This window comes from Pseudomonas bharatica CSV86 (assembly GCF_000319305.2).
Lineage (GTDB): Bacteria > Pseudomonadota > Gammaproteobacteria > Pseudomonadales > Pseudomonadaceae > Aquipseudomonas > Aquipseudomonas bharatica.
In genome coordinates this window covers 429,567-444,865 of the sequence record NZ_AMWJ02000004.1, presented here as the reverse complement: position 1 = coordinate 444,865, position 15,299 = coordinate 429,567, and the positions used below count along the sequence as shown (strand labels likewise).

The window sequence follows — 15,299 nt, the reverse complement described above, 5'->3', positions numbered from 1 at the left end:
ACCCCAGCTACCGGAGGGCCTATGAGCTACGTCATCGACCGACGCCTGAATGGCAAGAACAAGAGCACGGTCAACCGCCAGCGCTTCCTGAGGCGTTACCGTGATCACATCAAGAAAGCCGTCGAGGAGGCCGTGAGCCGCCGATCCATCACCGACATGGAGCATGGCGAGCAGATCAGCATCCCTGGCCGCGATATCGACGAACCGGTGCTGCACCATGGCCGTGGCGGCAAGCAGACTGTCGTCCACCCGGGCAACAAGGAGTTCACCGCTGGCGAACACATCCCTCGGCCGCAGGGCGGCGGAGGCGGCGGTGGTCGTGGCAAGGCGGGCAACTCCGGCGAAGGCATGGACGAGTTCGTCTTCCAGATCACCCAGGAGGAATTCCTCGAATTCATGTTCGAGGACTTGGAACTGCCCAACCTGGTCAAGCGCCACCTGACCGGTACCGACACCTTCAAGACCGTGAGGGCCGGCATCAGCAACGAGGGCAATCCGTCACGCATCAATATCATCCGCACCCTGCGCTCGGCTCATGCGCGGCGCATCGCCCTGTCCGGCAGCAGTCGGGCCCGGCTGCGTGAAGCCCGGGAAGAGCTTGCGCGCCTGAAACGGGAAGAACCGGACAACTTCGGTGATATCCAGGAAATCGAAGCGGAGATCGAACGCCTCATCGCCCGGATCAACCGCATTCCGTTCCTCGATACCTTCGACTTGAAGTACAACCTGCTGGTCAAGCACCCCAACCCCAGTTCCAAGGCGGTGATGTTCTGCCTCATGGACGTCTCCGGTTCCATGACCCAGGCTACCAAGGACATCGCCAAGCGCTTCTTCATCCTTCTGTACCTGTTCCTGAAGCGCAACTACGACCGTATCGAAGTGGTCTTCATCCGCCACCACACCAGCGCCCGCGAAGTTGACGAAGAAGAATTCTTCTACTCCCGGGAAACCGGCGGCACCATCGTCTCCAGTGCCCTGAAGCTGATGCAGGAGATCATGGCCGAGCGCTATCCCGCCAACGAATGGAACATCTACGCCGCCCAGGCCTCGGACGGCGACAACTGGAACGACGACTCGCCGATCTGCCGGGAGATTCTCAGCAAGCAGATTATGCCGTTCGTCCAGTACTACACTTACGTCGAGATCACCCCCCGGGAACATCAGGCACTGTGGTTCGAATACGAACGCATCGGCGAAGCCTTCCCTGATACGTTCGCCCAGCAGCAGCTGGTGTCGGCCGGTGATATCTATCCGGTCTTCCGTGAACTCTTCCAGCGCAGGTTAGTGACATGACCGCCAGAGAGCAGAAACGCCAACCGCTTTCCACCGGGTCCGAGTGGACGTTCGAGCTCATCCAGGCCTATGACCGAGAGATCAGCCGCCTGGCCGAGCGCTACGCCCTGGATACCTACCCCAACCAGATCGAAGTGATCACTGCCGAGCAGATGATGGACGCCTATGCATCGGTAGGCATGCCGCTGGGCTACCACCACTGGTCCTACGGCAAGCACTTCCTCAGCACAGAAAAATCCTACAGCCGAGGCCAGATGGGCCTGGCCTACGAGATCGTGATCAATTCCGATCCGTGCATCGCCTACCTGATGGAGGAAAACACCATCTGCATGCAGGCGCTGGTGGTCGCCCATGCCTGCTACGGGCACAACAGCTTCTTCAAGGGCAATTACCTGTTCCGCACCTGGACCGATGCCAGCTCGATCATCGATTACCTGGTGTTCGCCAAGCAGTACATCACCCAGTGCGAGGAGCGTCACGGCATCGATGCGGTCGAGGATCTGCTGGACTCCTGCCACGCCCTGATGAACTACGGCGTCGACCGTTACAAACGGCCCTACCCCATCTCCGCCGAAGAGGAGCGGCGGCGGCAGAAGGACCGTGAAGAACACATGCAGAAACAGATCAACGACCTATGGCGCACCATTCCGAAAAGCGCGGACAAGGTCAGCGAAAAGGACACTGCACGCTTTCCCGCCGAGCCGCAGGAGAACATCCTCTACTTCATCGAAAAGCACGCGCCGCTACTGGAGCCGTGGCAACGCGAGATCGTGCGCATAGTGCGCAAGATCGCCCAGTACTTCTATCCACAGCGCCAGACCCAGGTCATGAACGAAGGCTGGGCCACCTTCTGGCATTACACCCTGATGAACGATCTGTACGACGAAGGCCTGGTCACCGACGGCTTCATGCTGGAATTCCTTCAGTCCCATACCAGCGTGGTGTTCCAGCCAGGCTTCGACAGTCCCTACTACAGCGGCATCAACCCTTATGCCCTGGGCTTCGCCATGTATACCGACATCCGCCGCATGTGCGAGAACCCCACCGAGGAGGACCGCCGCTGGTTCCCGGAGATCGCCGGAAGCGACTGGCTGTCGGCGATCAAGTTCGCCATGAGCAGCTTCAAGGATGAAAGCTTCATCCTGCAGTACCTCTCGCCCAAGGTGATTCGCGACCTCAAGCTGTTCAGCATCATGGACGACGACCAACGCGACGACCTGCTGGTACCGGCCATCCATGACGAAAGCGGCTACCGCGTCATTCGTGAAACCCTCGCCGCCCAGTACAACCTTGGCAACCGCGAGCCCAACGTGCAGATCTGGAGCATCGACCGCCGCGGCGACCGGTCCCTGACCCTTCGCCACCAGCAACATGACCGCAAGCCGCTCGGCGACTCCACTGAAGAAGTACTCAAGCATCTGCATCGCCTGTGGGGTTCGATATCCATCTGGAAACCCTGCAGGGCGACCAAATCATGAAAACCCACCACGTCCCCCCAAAGGGTGAACACGGCGACGGCGACCACGGTCGCCTCGATCTCGCCGTGGTGCACCTGTAACGCCAAACGCCTCCGAGAGGCCACACGGGTTATCCTGTGGGGCATCTACGGAGGTTTTTCATGCAGATCTACAAAGTCGGCGGCGCCGTTCGCGATCGCCTGCTCGGCAGGCCGGTCACCGACCATGACTGGGTGGTGGTCGGTGCCACGGCCGAACAGATGCTGGAACAGGGGTTTCGTCCCGTGGGCTCGGATTTCCCGGTGTTCCTGCACCCGCAAAGTGGCGAGGAGTACGCCCTCGCCCGCACCGAACGTAAAAGCGGCGTGGGTTACGGCGGCTTCACGTTCCACGCCAGCCCCGGGGTTACCCTCGAAGAAGACCTGATCCGCCGCGACCTGACCATCAATGCCATGGCCGAAGACGAGCACGGCAACCTGACCGATCCCTATAACGGCAAGCAAGACCTAGACAATCGGGTTTTACGCCATGTTTCCCCCGCATTCGCCGAAGATCCCTTGCGCGTCCTGCGGGTAGCCCGCTTTGCCGCACGCTTCGCAGGACTGGGCTTCAGCGTCGCACCGGAAACCCTCGAACTGATGCGCCAGCTCAGCAATTCCGGCGAGCTCCAGGCGTTGACGCCGGAGCGCAGCTGGAAGGAAATTTCCCGGGCATTGATGGAAGATCATCCCCAGGTATTCATCCAGGTCCTGCGCGATTGCGGCGCATTGCGCGAGCTGATGCCGGAAGTCGACAGCCTGTTCGGTGTCCCACAGCCAGCCGCCCATCATCCGGAAATCGATACCGGCGCCCATACCCTGGCCGTACTGGAGCAAGCCGCCCGCCACGCTCAACCGCTCACCGTACGCTGGGCCTGCCTGCTGCACGACCTGGGCAAGGGCACCACGCCGGAACACGAATGGCCGCGGCATATCGCTCATGAGCACCGCGGGCTGAAGCTGATCGACAAGATCAACCAACGCTTCAAGGTGCCACGGGACTGCCAGGAACTGGCGATGCTGGTGGGCGAGTACCACACCCACGGGCACCGGGCGCTGGAGCTGAAGCCCGCGACCCTGCTGGAACTGCTGCAACGCTTTGACGTGTATCGGCGGCCGCAGCGCTTCGAGGAGTTCATCGTGGCGTGCGAGATGGATGCCCGGGGGCGACTGGGACTGGAAGATCGCCAGTATCCGCAGGCGGATTACCTGCGCGGCGCGGCCGAGGCGGCGAGGAAGGTCGCGGTGCAGCCGCTGGTCGAGCAGGGCTACACCGGGCAGGCACTCGGCGAAGCGCTGAAAAAGGCTCGCCTGAATGCGTTGAAGGGCTACAAGGAGAGTACTGCAGGCTGACCTGCTGTGACTTTGAGGGCCTCATCGCTGGCAAGCCAGCTCCCACAGGATCGCAGGCGCCGCATACCCTGTGTATGGCTTGTCGGACCGCCGCACCGCAGCGATGAGGCCTCAGCTACCGGAAATTGCCAGTTGCCGCTCATGCCAGAGAAAAGGAACAGGTGCCAGCACCTGGTCGATCCGTGCCTCGCTCCACAGTTGCGCCATGCTCTTGCCCGCCCCCGGATGCACCAATTGCGGAGCAATCAACGACAGCGGCCAGAGCACGAACGCATTCTTGAGGATTTCGGCGCGAGGCAGGATCAGGCCGTCGAAGTTGCCGTGCAGGTCACCGTACATCAGCACATCGATATCCAGCGGCAAGCCCTTGCGCTCCGGGGCATAGCGGCCATTGTCGGCCTCGATGAACTTGAGCCGGCGATCCAGCTCGATCAGCGGCAGGTCGGTCAGGCCGGTCACCACCAGGTTGAGGAAGGGACCGCTCTTGATTCCCACCGCCTGGCTCTCGAAGACCGGCGAGCACTCCATCTGCTGGAGGAAACCGGCCAGCGCATCGAGGCCGGCAGTCAGGTGCCGCTCGCGCTCGACATTGCTGCCGAGGCCCAGGTAGACCCGTGTCAGAGGCATCCGCGCTCGATCTCCACGCCAACACCACCGGTAGCCGCCGGCACGGCGCCGGGCTTTGTCAGCTTGAGGCTCAGCCAGGGAATGTTGAATTCATCCATTAGCACCTTGGCCAGGCGCTCGGCGAAGGTTTCCACCAATTCGAACTGCGCCTGCTCGGCAAATGCCTGGATACGAGCGGACACGCTGGCGTAGTCCAGGGCCAGGCTCAGGTCGTCACCTGCCGCAGCCGGGCGATTGTCCCAGGCAAACCGCAGATCGAGACGCAGGCACTGGCGAATGCCACGCTCCCAGTCGTAGGCGCCGATCACGGTGTCGACTTCCAGCCCTTCGATGAACACTCTGTCCAAGCACTTCTCTCCACAGCACGACAAGGGCGCCTTGCGCCGTTAGAATCAGGGGCGTCCTTGCCCGGAATAGTTAGCATGTTTTGGTTACTGGCGATGTTCGCCTACCTGCTTGGCTCTCTGTCCTTCGCCATCGTCCTCAGCCGCCTGAACGGCAGTCCCGACCCGCGCATGAGCGGTTCCGGCAATGCCGGCGCTACCAATATGCTGCGCCTGGCGGGGCGGAAACTGGCGATCCTGACCCTGCTTGGCGACCTGTGCAAGGGCCTGGTGCCGGTCCTGCTGGCCCAACTGGCCGGCCTGGACCAGCAGCAACAAGCCTGGATCGGTCTCTGCGCGGTACTCGGCCACCTGTTCCCGCTCTACTTCCGCTTCCGTGGCGGCAAGGGCGTCGCCACAGCCGCTGGTATGCTGCTCGGCCTTTACCCGCCTGCCGCCCTACTGGCCATTTGCAGTTGGCTGCTGACCTTCTACCTCACCCGCACCAGTTCGCTGGCGGCGTTGATCGCAACGCCCCTGACCCTGCCGCTGCTGGCCTGGCGCGAGCCGGAAGCACTCCTGCCAATGACCCTGCTGACGCTGCTGATCGTCTGGCGACATCGCGGCAACCTGCGTGACCTCTTCGCAGGCCGGGAGCGCCACTTCTAAATCGCTTGCAGCGTCTCCATCGGCCAGCGTGCCTGCACGCTGATGGCCAGGGTTTCCTGCTGCCCCGCAGCAAGACGCTGGCAACCGGCGTAGGCGATCATCGCACCATTGTCGGTACAGAATTTCGGCCGGGCATAAAAGACATGGCCCTTGAGCCCGGCAGTCATTTCCTCCAGCGACGCGCGCAGGGCCTTGTTGGCACTCACGCCACCGGCGATCACCAGGCGCTTCAGGCCTGTCTGCTTCAGGGCACGGCGGCATTTGATGGTGAGAGTCTCCACCACTGCCTGCTGGAAGGCCAGCGAGATGTCGCAACGAGTCTGTTCGCCGTCGTCTCCAGCCTTCTGGCACTGCTGCCAAGTGTTCAGGGCGAAGGTTTTCAGGCCACTGAAGCTGAAATCCAGCCCGGGACGATCGGTCATCGGTCGCGGGAAGACGAAGCGCCCCGGCACGCCCTGGGTAGCCAGGCGGGCGATTTCCGGACCACCGGGGTAATCCAGGCCGATCAGCTTGGCAGTCTTGTCGAAGGCTTCGCCAGCGGCATCATCCAGCGACTCGCCGAGCAGTTCGTAGCGGCCGATGCCATCGACGCGAACCAGTTGCGTATGGCCGCCGGACACCAGCAAGGCGACGAACGGAAACTCCGGTGGCTGCTCCTCGAGCATTGGCGCCAGCAGGTGACCTTCCATATGATGCACGCCAAGCGCCGGGATACCCCAGGCGAAGGCCAGCGCCTGGGCGCACGACGCACCGACCAGCAGTGCGCCAACCAGGCCGGGACCCGCGGTATAGGCAATGGCATCGATATCGCTGGCCGCGCAGCCGGCTTCGCTCAGGACCTGGCGGATCAGCGGCAGCATGCGCTTGACGTGATCACGGGAGGCGAGCTCCGGCACCACGCCACCGTAGACTCGGTGCAGGTCGATCTGGCTGAACAGGGCATCGGCCAGCAGGCCGCGTTCGCTGTCGTAGAGGGCGACGCCGGTTTCATCGCAGGATGTTTCCAATCCCAGTACTAGCATGGGTCCTTGCCTTGTCGAGGCTGAATTCGAAGGCGCGCATGATAGTCCTCGCTCCCTGTGCCGACCAGCGGTTTTCGATCAGAGGCTTTGCATTCCTGCTGGCTAAGGGTTAACATCCGCAACCCTTAAAAACCGACGTTCTCCAGTGCACATTTCTGCCACGAGTTCGTTGACCCCGGTAATGAATGAAGGTAGCTCTGGATGCCAGCCGTCAAAGTTAAAGAGAACGAACCCTTCGACGTAGCTCTGCGTCGTTTCAAGCGCTCCTGCGAAAAAGCCGGTGTACTGGCTGAAGTTCGTAGCCGCGAATTTTACGAGAAGCCGACTTCCGAGCGTAAGCGCAAGGCAGCTGCTGCTGTCAAGCGTCACGCCAAGAAAGTTCAGCGCGAACAGCGCCGCGCCGTTCGTCTGTACTGATACAGACGTCTGTCGCAAGCTTCTGCCTCGCCCGGCCCAAAGCCGGGCTGCCGGCAGCGAGCAAAGCTGTTCACTCCAGCCACGACACCCGTCGTATCGCCGGAGACGCCCAGACTGGTTCCCAGCCCGGGCAGCCTGCCACAATCGTCAGAACTGGCTTATAGCCAGGCGTGCACGTCACACTGACGGACCCTTACGGGTTACCGACGAGCACATCTTCTTTTCCGTTTTCTTGCGTTTGCCATTCGACCTGTTTCGGATGCACCGTCGTTCCCGCAGCATTAGCGATAGACTTCATTATCGCCTGATGACGAGAGAGCCATGGCCGGGCTGATTCCCCAGAGTTTCATTGACGACCTTCTCAACCGCACCGATATCGTCGATGTGGTGAGTTCGCGCGTGCAACTGAAAAAGGCCGGCAAGAACCTGACCGCCTGCTGTCCTTTCCACAAGGAAAAGACGCCATCCTTCAGCGTCAGCCCAGACAAGCAGTTCTACTACTGCTTCGGTTGTGGCGCCGGCGGCAACGCCCTCGGCTTCATCATGGACCACGACAACCTGGACTTCCCCCAGGCCGTCGAGGAACTGGCGAAAGCCGCCGGCATGGAAGTGCCGCGAGAAGAAAGCGGGCGCGGGCACAAGCCGCGACAGCCCACGGATTCACCGCTCTATCCGCTGCTGACCGCGGCTGCCGAGTTCTATCGCCAGGCCCTGAAAAGCCATCCAACCCGCAAGGCTGCGGTGGAGTACCTCAAGGGCCGCGGCCTGTCAGGGGAAATCGCTCGCGATTTCGGCCTGGGCTTCGCCCCGCCAGGCTGGGACAACCTGTTCAAGCACCTGGGCAGCGACAGCCTGCAGCAGAAGGCAATGATCGACGCCGGGCTGCTGATCGAGAACGCCGAAAGCGGCAAGCGCTACGACCGTTTCCGTGACCGGGTGATGTTCCCCATCCGCGACAGCCGTGGCCGGGTCATCGCCTTCGGCGGACGGGTGCTCGGCGACGACAAGCCCAAGTACCTCAACTCCCCGGAAACCCCGGTCTTCCACAAGGGCCAGGAGCTGTACGGGCTGTACGAGGCACGCAAGTTCAATCGCAACCTCGACGAAATCATCGTGGTCGAGGGCTACATGGATGTCATCGCCCTGGCCCAGCAAGGCCTGCGCAATGCGGTGGCGACCCTCGGCACGGCCACCAGCGAGGAACACCTCAAGCGCTTGTTCCGGGTGGTGCCGAGCGTGCTGTTCTGCTTCGACGGCGACCAGGCTGGCCGCAATGCCGCCTGGCGTGCACTGGAAGCCACCCTGTCGAGCCTGCAGGACGGACGCAAGGCGCGCTTCCTGTTCCTGCCCGAGGGTGAGGATCCGGACAGCCTGGTCCGCGCCGAGGGCACCGACGCCTTCCGCGCGCGGATCAACCAGCACGCCCAGCCGCTGGCCGATTACTTCTTCCAGCAACTGACCGAGGAAGCCGACCCGCGCTCGCTGGAAGGCAAGGCCCACATGGCCACCCTCGCCGCGCCGTTGATCGACAAGGTGCCGGGTGCGAACCTGCGTGCGCTGATGCGCAATCGCCTGAAGGAAATCACCGGCCTGGACAACCAGCAGGTCGAGCAACTGGCCCGGAACGCACCGCAGGAAACCGCACCGCCGGCCTACGACCCGGGCATCGACTACGATGCGATCCCGGACTACAGCCCGGACTACAGCGATTTCCATCATGCAGAACATTTCCAGCCACAGTCACAGCAGCAATGGACCCCCAACCAGGGCGGCGGCCAGAAGAAGAAATGGGATGGCAAGCCATGGGACAGGAAGGGTGGCAAGGGCAAGCCATGGGAGCGAAACGGCCAGCAGCAGAATCATCCGCCGCGCGTGCCGACCTCGGTAGAGCCGCCGACACTCAGCGCCCTGCGCACCCTGCTGCACCACCCGGCGCTGGCACGCAAGGTCGAGGACGCCAGCCACTTTGCCGACGAAGAGCACGTCTACGCACAGTTGCTGGTGGCACTGCTGGAGGCGCTGCAAAAGAATCCTGAGCTACGCTCACTACAGCTGATCGCACGCTGGCATGGTACCGAACAGGGTCGCCTGCTGCGGGCGCTGGCGGAAAAGGAATGGCTGATCGATGCCGACAACCTTGAACAGCAGTTTTTCGACACTATAACTAGCTTGTCCGCTCGCCAACGCGAGCGCAGCCTGGAACATCTGCTCCGGAAAGCACGTCAAAGCGAACTGAGCGCAGAGGAAAAAAACCAGCTGCGCGACCTCCTGAGTCGCAATGTTCCCGCACAAACCCCGACCTCAACTGGCGCGTGAGGTCCATGCTCGGGTATAATCCCCGGCTTGTTTTTTGCCCGCCAAGACCTTCAGTGGATAGGGTGTTATGTCCGGAAAAGCGCAACAGCAGTCTCGCATCAAAGAGTTGATCACCCGCGGCCGTGAGCAGGGCTACCTGACTTACGCGGAGGTCAACGACCACCTGCCTGAGGATATTTCAGATCCGGAACAGGTGGAAGACATCATCCGCATGATCAACGACATGGGGATCAACGTATTCGAGAGTGCTCCGGATGCGGATGCCCTTTTGTTGGCCGAAGCCGACACCGACGAAGCCGCGGCCGAAGAAGCCGCTGCTGCGCTGGCGGCCGTGGAAACCGACATCGGTCGCACCACCGACCCGGTGCGCATGTACATGCGCGAAATGGGTACCGTCGAACTCCTGACCCGTGAAGGCGAGATCGAAATCGCCAAGCGGATCGAGGAAGGTATCCGTGAAGTGATGAGCGCCATCGCCCACTTCCCCGGCACCGTCGAATACATCCTCGGCGAATACGATCGCGTCACCGCCGAAGGCGGCCGCCTGTCGGACGTGCTGAGCGGCTACATCGACCCTGACGACAGCATCGCTGCGCCAGCCGAGATGCCGCCGCCCGTCGACACCAAGGCAGCTCCTGCTGCCGACAGTGACGACGAAGACGAGGAAAAGGACGAAAGCGGCGACGAAGAGGAAGAGACCGAGAGCGGTCCCGACCCGGAAGTCGCTCGCCAGCGTTTCGGCGCCGTCGCCGAACAACTGGAAGCGACCGCCAAGATCCTCAAGAAGCATGGTCGTGACAGCAAGCAGGGCGTCGCCGAGCTGCTGGCCCTGGCCGAGCTGTTCATGCCGATCAAGCTGGTGCCCAAGCAGTTCGAAGTGCTGGTCGAGCGCGTCCGCGGTGCCCTGGACCGCCTGCGTGCCCAGGAACGCGCCATCATGCAACTGTGCGTTCGTGACGCCCGCATGCCACGCGCCGACTTCCTGCGCCTGTTCCCGAGCAACGAGGTCGACCTGACCTGGAGCGGCGATCTCGCCAAGCGCAGCACCAAATGGGCCGAAGCCCTGGGCCGCCTGGACGCCGACATCGTGCGTTGCCAGCAGAAGCTGGTCGACCTGGAGGCCGAAACCGGCCTGACCATCGCCGAGATCAAGGACATCAACCGTCGCATGTCGATCGGTGAAGCCAAGGCTCGTCGTGCCAAGAAGGAAATGGTCGAGGCCAACCTGCGTCTGGTGATCTCGATCGCCAAGAAGTACACCAACCGCGGCTTGCAGTTCCTCGACCTGATCCAGGAAGGCAACATCGGCCTGATGAAGGCGGTGGACAAGTTCGAATACCGTCGCGGCTACAAGTTCTCGACCTACGCCACCTGGTGGATTCGCCAGGCGATCACCCGGTCGATCGCCGACCAGGCGCGCACCATCCGTATTCCGGTGCACATGATCGAGACGATCAACAAGCTCAACCGCATTTCCCGGCAGATGCTCCAGGAAATGGGTCGCGAGCCGACGCCGGAAGAGCTGGGCGAGCGCATGGAAATGCCCGAGGACAAGATCCGCAAGGTATTGAAGATCGCCAAAGAGCCGATCTCCATGGAAACCCCGATCGGTGACGACGAAGATTCGCATCTGGGCGACTTCATCGAGGACTCGACCATGCAGTCGCCAATCGATGTGGCAACTGTCGAAAGCCTCAAGGAAGCCACCCGTGACGTGCTCTCGGGCCTGACCGCACGTGAAGCCAAGGTGCTGCGCATGCGTTTCGGTATCGACATGAACACCGATCACACGCTCGAAGAAGTCGGCAAGCAGTTCGACGTGACCCGCGAGCGGATCCGTCAGATCGAAGCCAAGGCGTTGCGCAAGCTGCGTCACCCGACGCGAAGCGAGCATCTGCGCTCCTTCCTCGACGAGTAACAAGACGAACCCCGGCCACCGCCGGGGTTTTTCTTTTTGGGCGAACAACGGCCTGTCGCCCAGACCCTGAAGGCAAAATGCCCGTCTACACTCGAATCTATCCATTCGTAGACGAGGCCGCTATGCCGAGATTGCCGGCCCTTCTGCTGTCGCTCCTGTTCACCTGGAGCGCAGCGGCCGGCGCCTTGACCCTGACCGATGAAGAGCAGGCCTGGCTGGACGCCCACTCCAGCCTGCGCCTCGGCGTCGATGCTTCGTGGCTACCCTTCGAATACCGGGACCAGGAAGGCCGCTACCAGGGACTGGCCGCCGACTACATCGCCGCGATTCGCGAGCGCCTGGGCGTCAACTTCACGCTCGGCGCCCCTTCCAGTTGGACGCAGGTCCTCGAGCAGGCGCGCAACGGGCAGATCGACCTGATGCCCGGGATCATGTCCACGCCCGAGCGCCAGGAGTACCTGGCGTTCACCCGGCCCTACCTGGATTTCCCCATCGTGATCCTCGCCCATGAAGGCGGCCCGCATCCCGCCGCCATCAAGGACCTGTACGGCCTGAAGATTGCCGTGGTGGAAAACTATGCGCCCCATGAATTGCTGCGCTCCCATTACCCGGACCTCAACCTGGTGGCCATGCCCAATGTCAGTTCGGCGCTGCAAGCGCTGGCTACCGACGAGGTGGACGCGGTGGTCGGCGATCTGGCTTCGAGCGTCTGGGCCCTGCGCGAACTCAAGCTGGAAGGCCTCTTTGTCAGTGGCGAAACGCCCTACCGCTACCAACTGGCCATGGGTACGCCCCGGGGCAACAAGACCCTGATCGGCATCCTCGATAAAGTGCTCGCCGACATGTCTGCGCAGGAGGTTGCCGACATCCAGGCACGCTGGGTCGGCAAGGTGCTGGAGCAACGGCCACTGTGGCGCGACCTGTTGCTCTACGGCCTGCCAGGCATGTTGTTGCTGGTGGCGATCCTGGCAGCGGTGATCCGGGTCAATCGCCGGCTCAGCTCGGAGATTTCCCGGCGCATCGCCCTTGAACAGGAACTGCGCAGCAGCGAGTACCACTACCGCGGCCTGGTCGAGAGCCTTTCCGCGATTGCCTGGGAAGCCGACGCCAACGACTTCACCTACAACTATGTCTCGCCCCATGCCGAAAACCTGCTCGGCTACCCCTTGAGCGCATGGCTCACACCAGGATTCTGGCGCTCCATCCTGCACCCGGACGACGCCCTTTGGGCCCAGGCCTACTGCGACGCGGAAACCGCCGCCGGGCGCGATCACAGCCTGGACTACCGGGTAATCCGCGCCGATGGCCGGACCCTGTGGATCCGCGACATCGTCAGCCTCATCGAGCACGGCCACCGGCCGGTGATGCGCGGCTTGATGATCGATATCAGCGAAGCCAAGCACACCGAGCAGGCCTTGCGCCTGTCGGAGCAGAAATTCGCCTCGGTGTTCCACCAATGCCCGGATATCCTGGTTATCGCCCGTCTCAGCGACGGTTGCCTGCTGGAAATCAACGAAACCTTCGAAGAGCAGATCGGCCTCACCCCTTCGCAGGTGGTCGGCCGCACCGCCACCGAACTGAATATCTGGGGCGTCGAAGGCATCGGCCCGAGCCTGCTGCAGCGTCTGCAGCGCGGTAGCGTGCGCAATCTTGAAATGACCTTCCGTCGCAGCAATGGCCAGTTGTTCACCGGACTGATTTCAGCGGAATCCTTCGACCTGGAAAGCACCCCGGCGCTGGTGGTGGCGGTACGCGATATCAGCCAGCTCAAGGAAACCCAGGAGCAACTGCAGATTTCCGAAGAGAAATTCGCCAAGGCCTTCCACGCCTCGCCAGACGGCATGCTGCTGTCGCGGCAAAGCGACGGGCTGTTGCTTGAGGTCAACGAAGGTTTCTGCCGCCTGACCGGCTTCGATATGCAGACCTCGCTGGACCGCACGGCGATCGACCTGGGTATCTGGGTCGATCTCAACGAACGCAGGGCAATGCTCGAACACCTGAAAAAAGACGGCTTCGTGCGAGATTTCCTGTGCAATCTGCGCCGTGCCGATGGTCAGGTACGCCTTTGCGAACTGTCCGCCAGGCCGCTGCCCATCGGCGGCAGCGACTGCATGCTGACCATCGCCCGCGACATCACCGATCGCCACCAGATGCAGGAAAAACTGCAACTGGCCGCTACTGTCTTCGAAAACACCGCCGAGGGCGTGCTGATTACCGATACCGACCAGCGCATCAGCGCGGTCAACCGGGCCTTCAGCGAGATCACCGGGTACAGCGAAGACGAAACGCTCGGCCACACGCCCCGCCTGCTCGCCTCGGGCCAGCACGATAGCGCCTTCTACGCGGCCATGTGGCATCAGCTCGGTGCCGACGGGCACTGGCAGGGAGAGATTCTCAACCGGCGCAAGAACGGCGAGCTGTATCCCGCCTGGCTGACCATCAGTGCAGTGCGCAACCCGGAACTTGGCACCACCCACTTCGTGGCCGTGTTCGCCGACATTTCCAGCCTCAAGCACGCCCAGGCCAAGCTCGACTACCAGGCCCACCATGATCCGCTCACCGGCCTGCCCAATCGCACACTGTTCGAAAACCGCCTGCAGGCGGCACTGAGTTGTCCACAGGCATCGAGCCGCCAGGGCGCGGTGCTGTTCCTGGACCTGGACCGGTTCAAGCACATCAACGACAGCCTCGGCCACCCGGTCGGCGACCTGCTGCTCAAGGCCATCGCCCATCGCCTGAAGGAACAGGTACGCGATATCGACACCGTCGCCCGCCTCGGCGGCGACGAATTCATCATCCTGCTGCCCGGCCTGCATCAAGCCAGCGATGCCGAGCATATCGCGCAGAAGGTCCTGGCCTGTTTCAATGCGCCATTCCAGGCCGGCGATCACGAGTTCTTCTCCAGCGCCAGCATCGGCATCAGCCTGTACCCGCAGGACGGTATCGATGTCGCCTCGCTGATCCGCAACGCCGATGCCGCCATGTACCGCTCCAAGGCCAAGGGCCGCAACCGCGTCGAGGCCTATACCCGCGACCTCACCGCACAGGCCAGCGAGCGTATCGCGCTCGAGCACGAACTGCGCCGGGCGATCGAACGTAACGAACTGAGCCTGTATTTCCAGCCCAAGCTAAGCCTCAAGACCCAACGCCTGATCGGTGCCGAAGCGCTGATTCGCTGGGCCAATCCGAACTTCGGCGATGTGCCGCCCGAGCGTTTCATCCCGCTGGCGGAAGAGAACGGCATGATCCTGCAACTCGGCGACTGGGTACTGGAGCATGCCTGTCGGCAAATGCAGGCCTGGAAGCGCCAGTACCAGGCGTTCGGCCCGCTCTCGGTCAACCTCGCCGGCGCCCAGTTGCGCCAGCCGGGGCTGGTGCGACGCATCGAGCAACTGCTCAGGACCCACCAGCTCAAGGCCGGCGATCTGCAACTGGAAATTACCGAGAACTTCATCATGAGCCAGGCCGAGGAAGGCCTGGCCATTCTCCACCAGCTCAAGCGCCTCGGCGTGCAACTGGCGATCGACGACTTCGGTACCGGCTATTCGTCCCTCAGCTACCTCAAGCGCCTGCCGCTGGACATCCTGAAGATCGACCAATCCTTCATCCGCGGCCTCCCCGACGACCCCAACGACGCCGCCATCGCCCGGGCCATCATCGCCCTGGGCCGCAGCCTGCAACTGACAGTGATTGCCGAAGGCGTGGAGACCCCCGCCCAGCAGCAATTCCTCGCCCGGGAAGGCTGCGAACAGATCCAGGGCTACATCGTCAGCCTGCCACTACCGGCAAACGCCTTCGCCGAGTCGTTTTTACGCATAGTACTTTCCGATCTTTCGGATGGCACTGCCTGGAATCCCTCGATATAA

10 protein-coding genes and 1 pseudogene are annotated in these 15,299 nt (G+C 62.4%); 8 read left to right on the top strand and 3 right to left on the bottom strand.

All coding sequences use genetic code 11. The annotated features are described in order from the left end of the window. The first annotated feature begins 21 nt into the window (after positions 1–21). The 3 genes and pseudogenes from CSV86_RS28515 to CSV86_RS28505 all read left to right on the top strand — a co-directional run bounded on the left by CSV86_RS28515 (position 22) and on the right by CSV86_RS28505 (position 4,141). On the top strand, positions 22–1,293 hold the full coding sequence (locus tag CSV86_RS28515) for a YeaH/YhbH family protein (RefSeq protein WP_009404249.1): 1,272 nt from the start codon (positions 22–24) through the stop codon (positions 1,291–1,293). Beyond that, positions 1,290–2,851, top strand: a pseudogene (locus CSV86_RS28510) (SpoVR family protein). Before CSV86_RS28515 ends, CSV86_RS28510 begins: the two are co-directional and overlap by 4 nt. Before the next feature lie 60 nt (positions 2,852–2,911). Next, on the top strand, positions 2,912–4,141 hold the full coding sequence (locus tag CSV86_RS28505) for a multifunctional CCA addition/repair protein (protein WP_009404247.1): 1,230 nt from the start codon (positions 2,912–2,914) through the stop codon (positions 4,139–4,141). Between the two features lie 111 nt (positions 4,142–4,252). Here CSV86_RS28505 and folK read toward each other — a convergent pair whose 3' ends face one another. Continuing rightward, positions 4,253–4,768, bottom strand: a complete 516-nt coding sequence (gene folK / locus CSV86_RS28500) for a 2-amino-4-hydroxy-6-hydroxymethyldihydropteridine diphosphokinase (RefSeq protein ID WP_009404246.1) — start codon at positions 4,766–4,768, stop codon at positions 4,253–4,255. After that, positions 4,759–5,115 (bottom strand): dihydroneopterin aldolase, encoded by a 357-nt coding sequence (gene folB, locus CSV86_RS28495; RefSeq protein ID WP_009404245.1) that lies wholly within the window; start codon positions 5,113–5,115, stop codon positions 4,759–4,761. The genes folK and folB overlap by 10 nt, the downstream gene beginning before the upstream one ends. Before the next feature lie 75 nt (positions 5,116–5,190). On the opposite strand from folB, the gene plsY reads away from it, so the two are divergent. Beyond that, positions 5,191–5,760, top strand: a complete 570-nt coding sequence (plsY, locus tag CSV86_RS28490; protein WP_009404244.1) for a glycerol-3-phosphate 1-O-acyltransferase PlsY — start codon at positions 5,191–5,193, stop codon at positions 5,758–5,760. On the opposite strand, the gene tsaD is transcribed toward plsY, so the two are convergent. Beyond that, positions 5,757–6,782: a tRNA (adenosine(37)-N6)-threonylcarbamoyltransferase complex transferase subunit TsaD gene (gene tsaD, locus CSV86_RS28485; RefSeq protein WP_009404243.1), complete on the bottom strand. Its 1,026-nt coding sequence runs from the start codon at positions 6,780–6,782 to the stop codon at positions 5,757–5,759. The two genes, plsY and tsaD, sit on opposite strands and share 4 nt — an antisense overlap. 201 nt (positions 6,783–6,983) lie before the next feature. Here tsaD and rpsU point away from each other — a divergent pair, with 201 nt between their 5' ends. The 4 genes from rpsU (at position 6,984) to CSV86_RS28465 (ending at position 15,299) form a co-directional block, all read left to right on the top strand. After that, positions 6,984–7,199 (top strand): 30S ribosomal protein S21, encoded by a 216-nt coding sequence (rpsU, locus tag CSV86_RS28480; protein ID WP_002551877.1) that lies wholly within the window; start codon positions 6,984–6,986, stop codon positions 7,197–7,199. A gap of 321 nt (positions 7,200–7,520) precedes the next feature. After that, on the top strand, positions 7,521–9,515 hold the full coding sequence (gene dnaG / locus CSV86_RS28475) for a DNA primase (RefSeq protein ID WP_009404236.1): 1,995 nt from the start codon (positions 7,521–7,523) through the stop codon (positions 9,513–9,515). Between the two features lie 67 nt (positions 9,516–9,582). Then, positions 9,583–11,433, top strand: a complete 1,851-nt coding sequence (gene rpoD / locus CSV86_RS28470) for an RNA polymerase sigma factor RpoD (RefSeq protein ID WP_009404235.1) — start codon at positions 9,583–9,585, stop codon at positions 11,431–11,433. A gap of 122 nt (positions 11,434–11,555) precedes the next feature. Further along, entirely contained in the window at positions 11,556–15,299 is a 3,744-nt protein-coding gene (locus CSV86_RS28465) for a bifunctional diguanylate cyclase/phosphodiesterase (RefSeq protein ID WP_009404233.1), read from the top strand.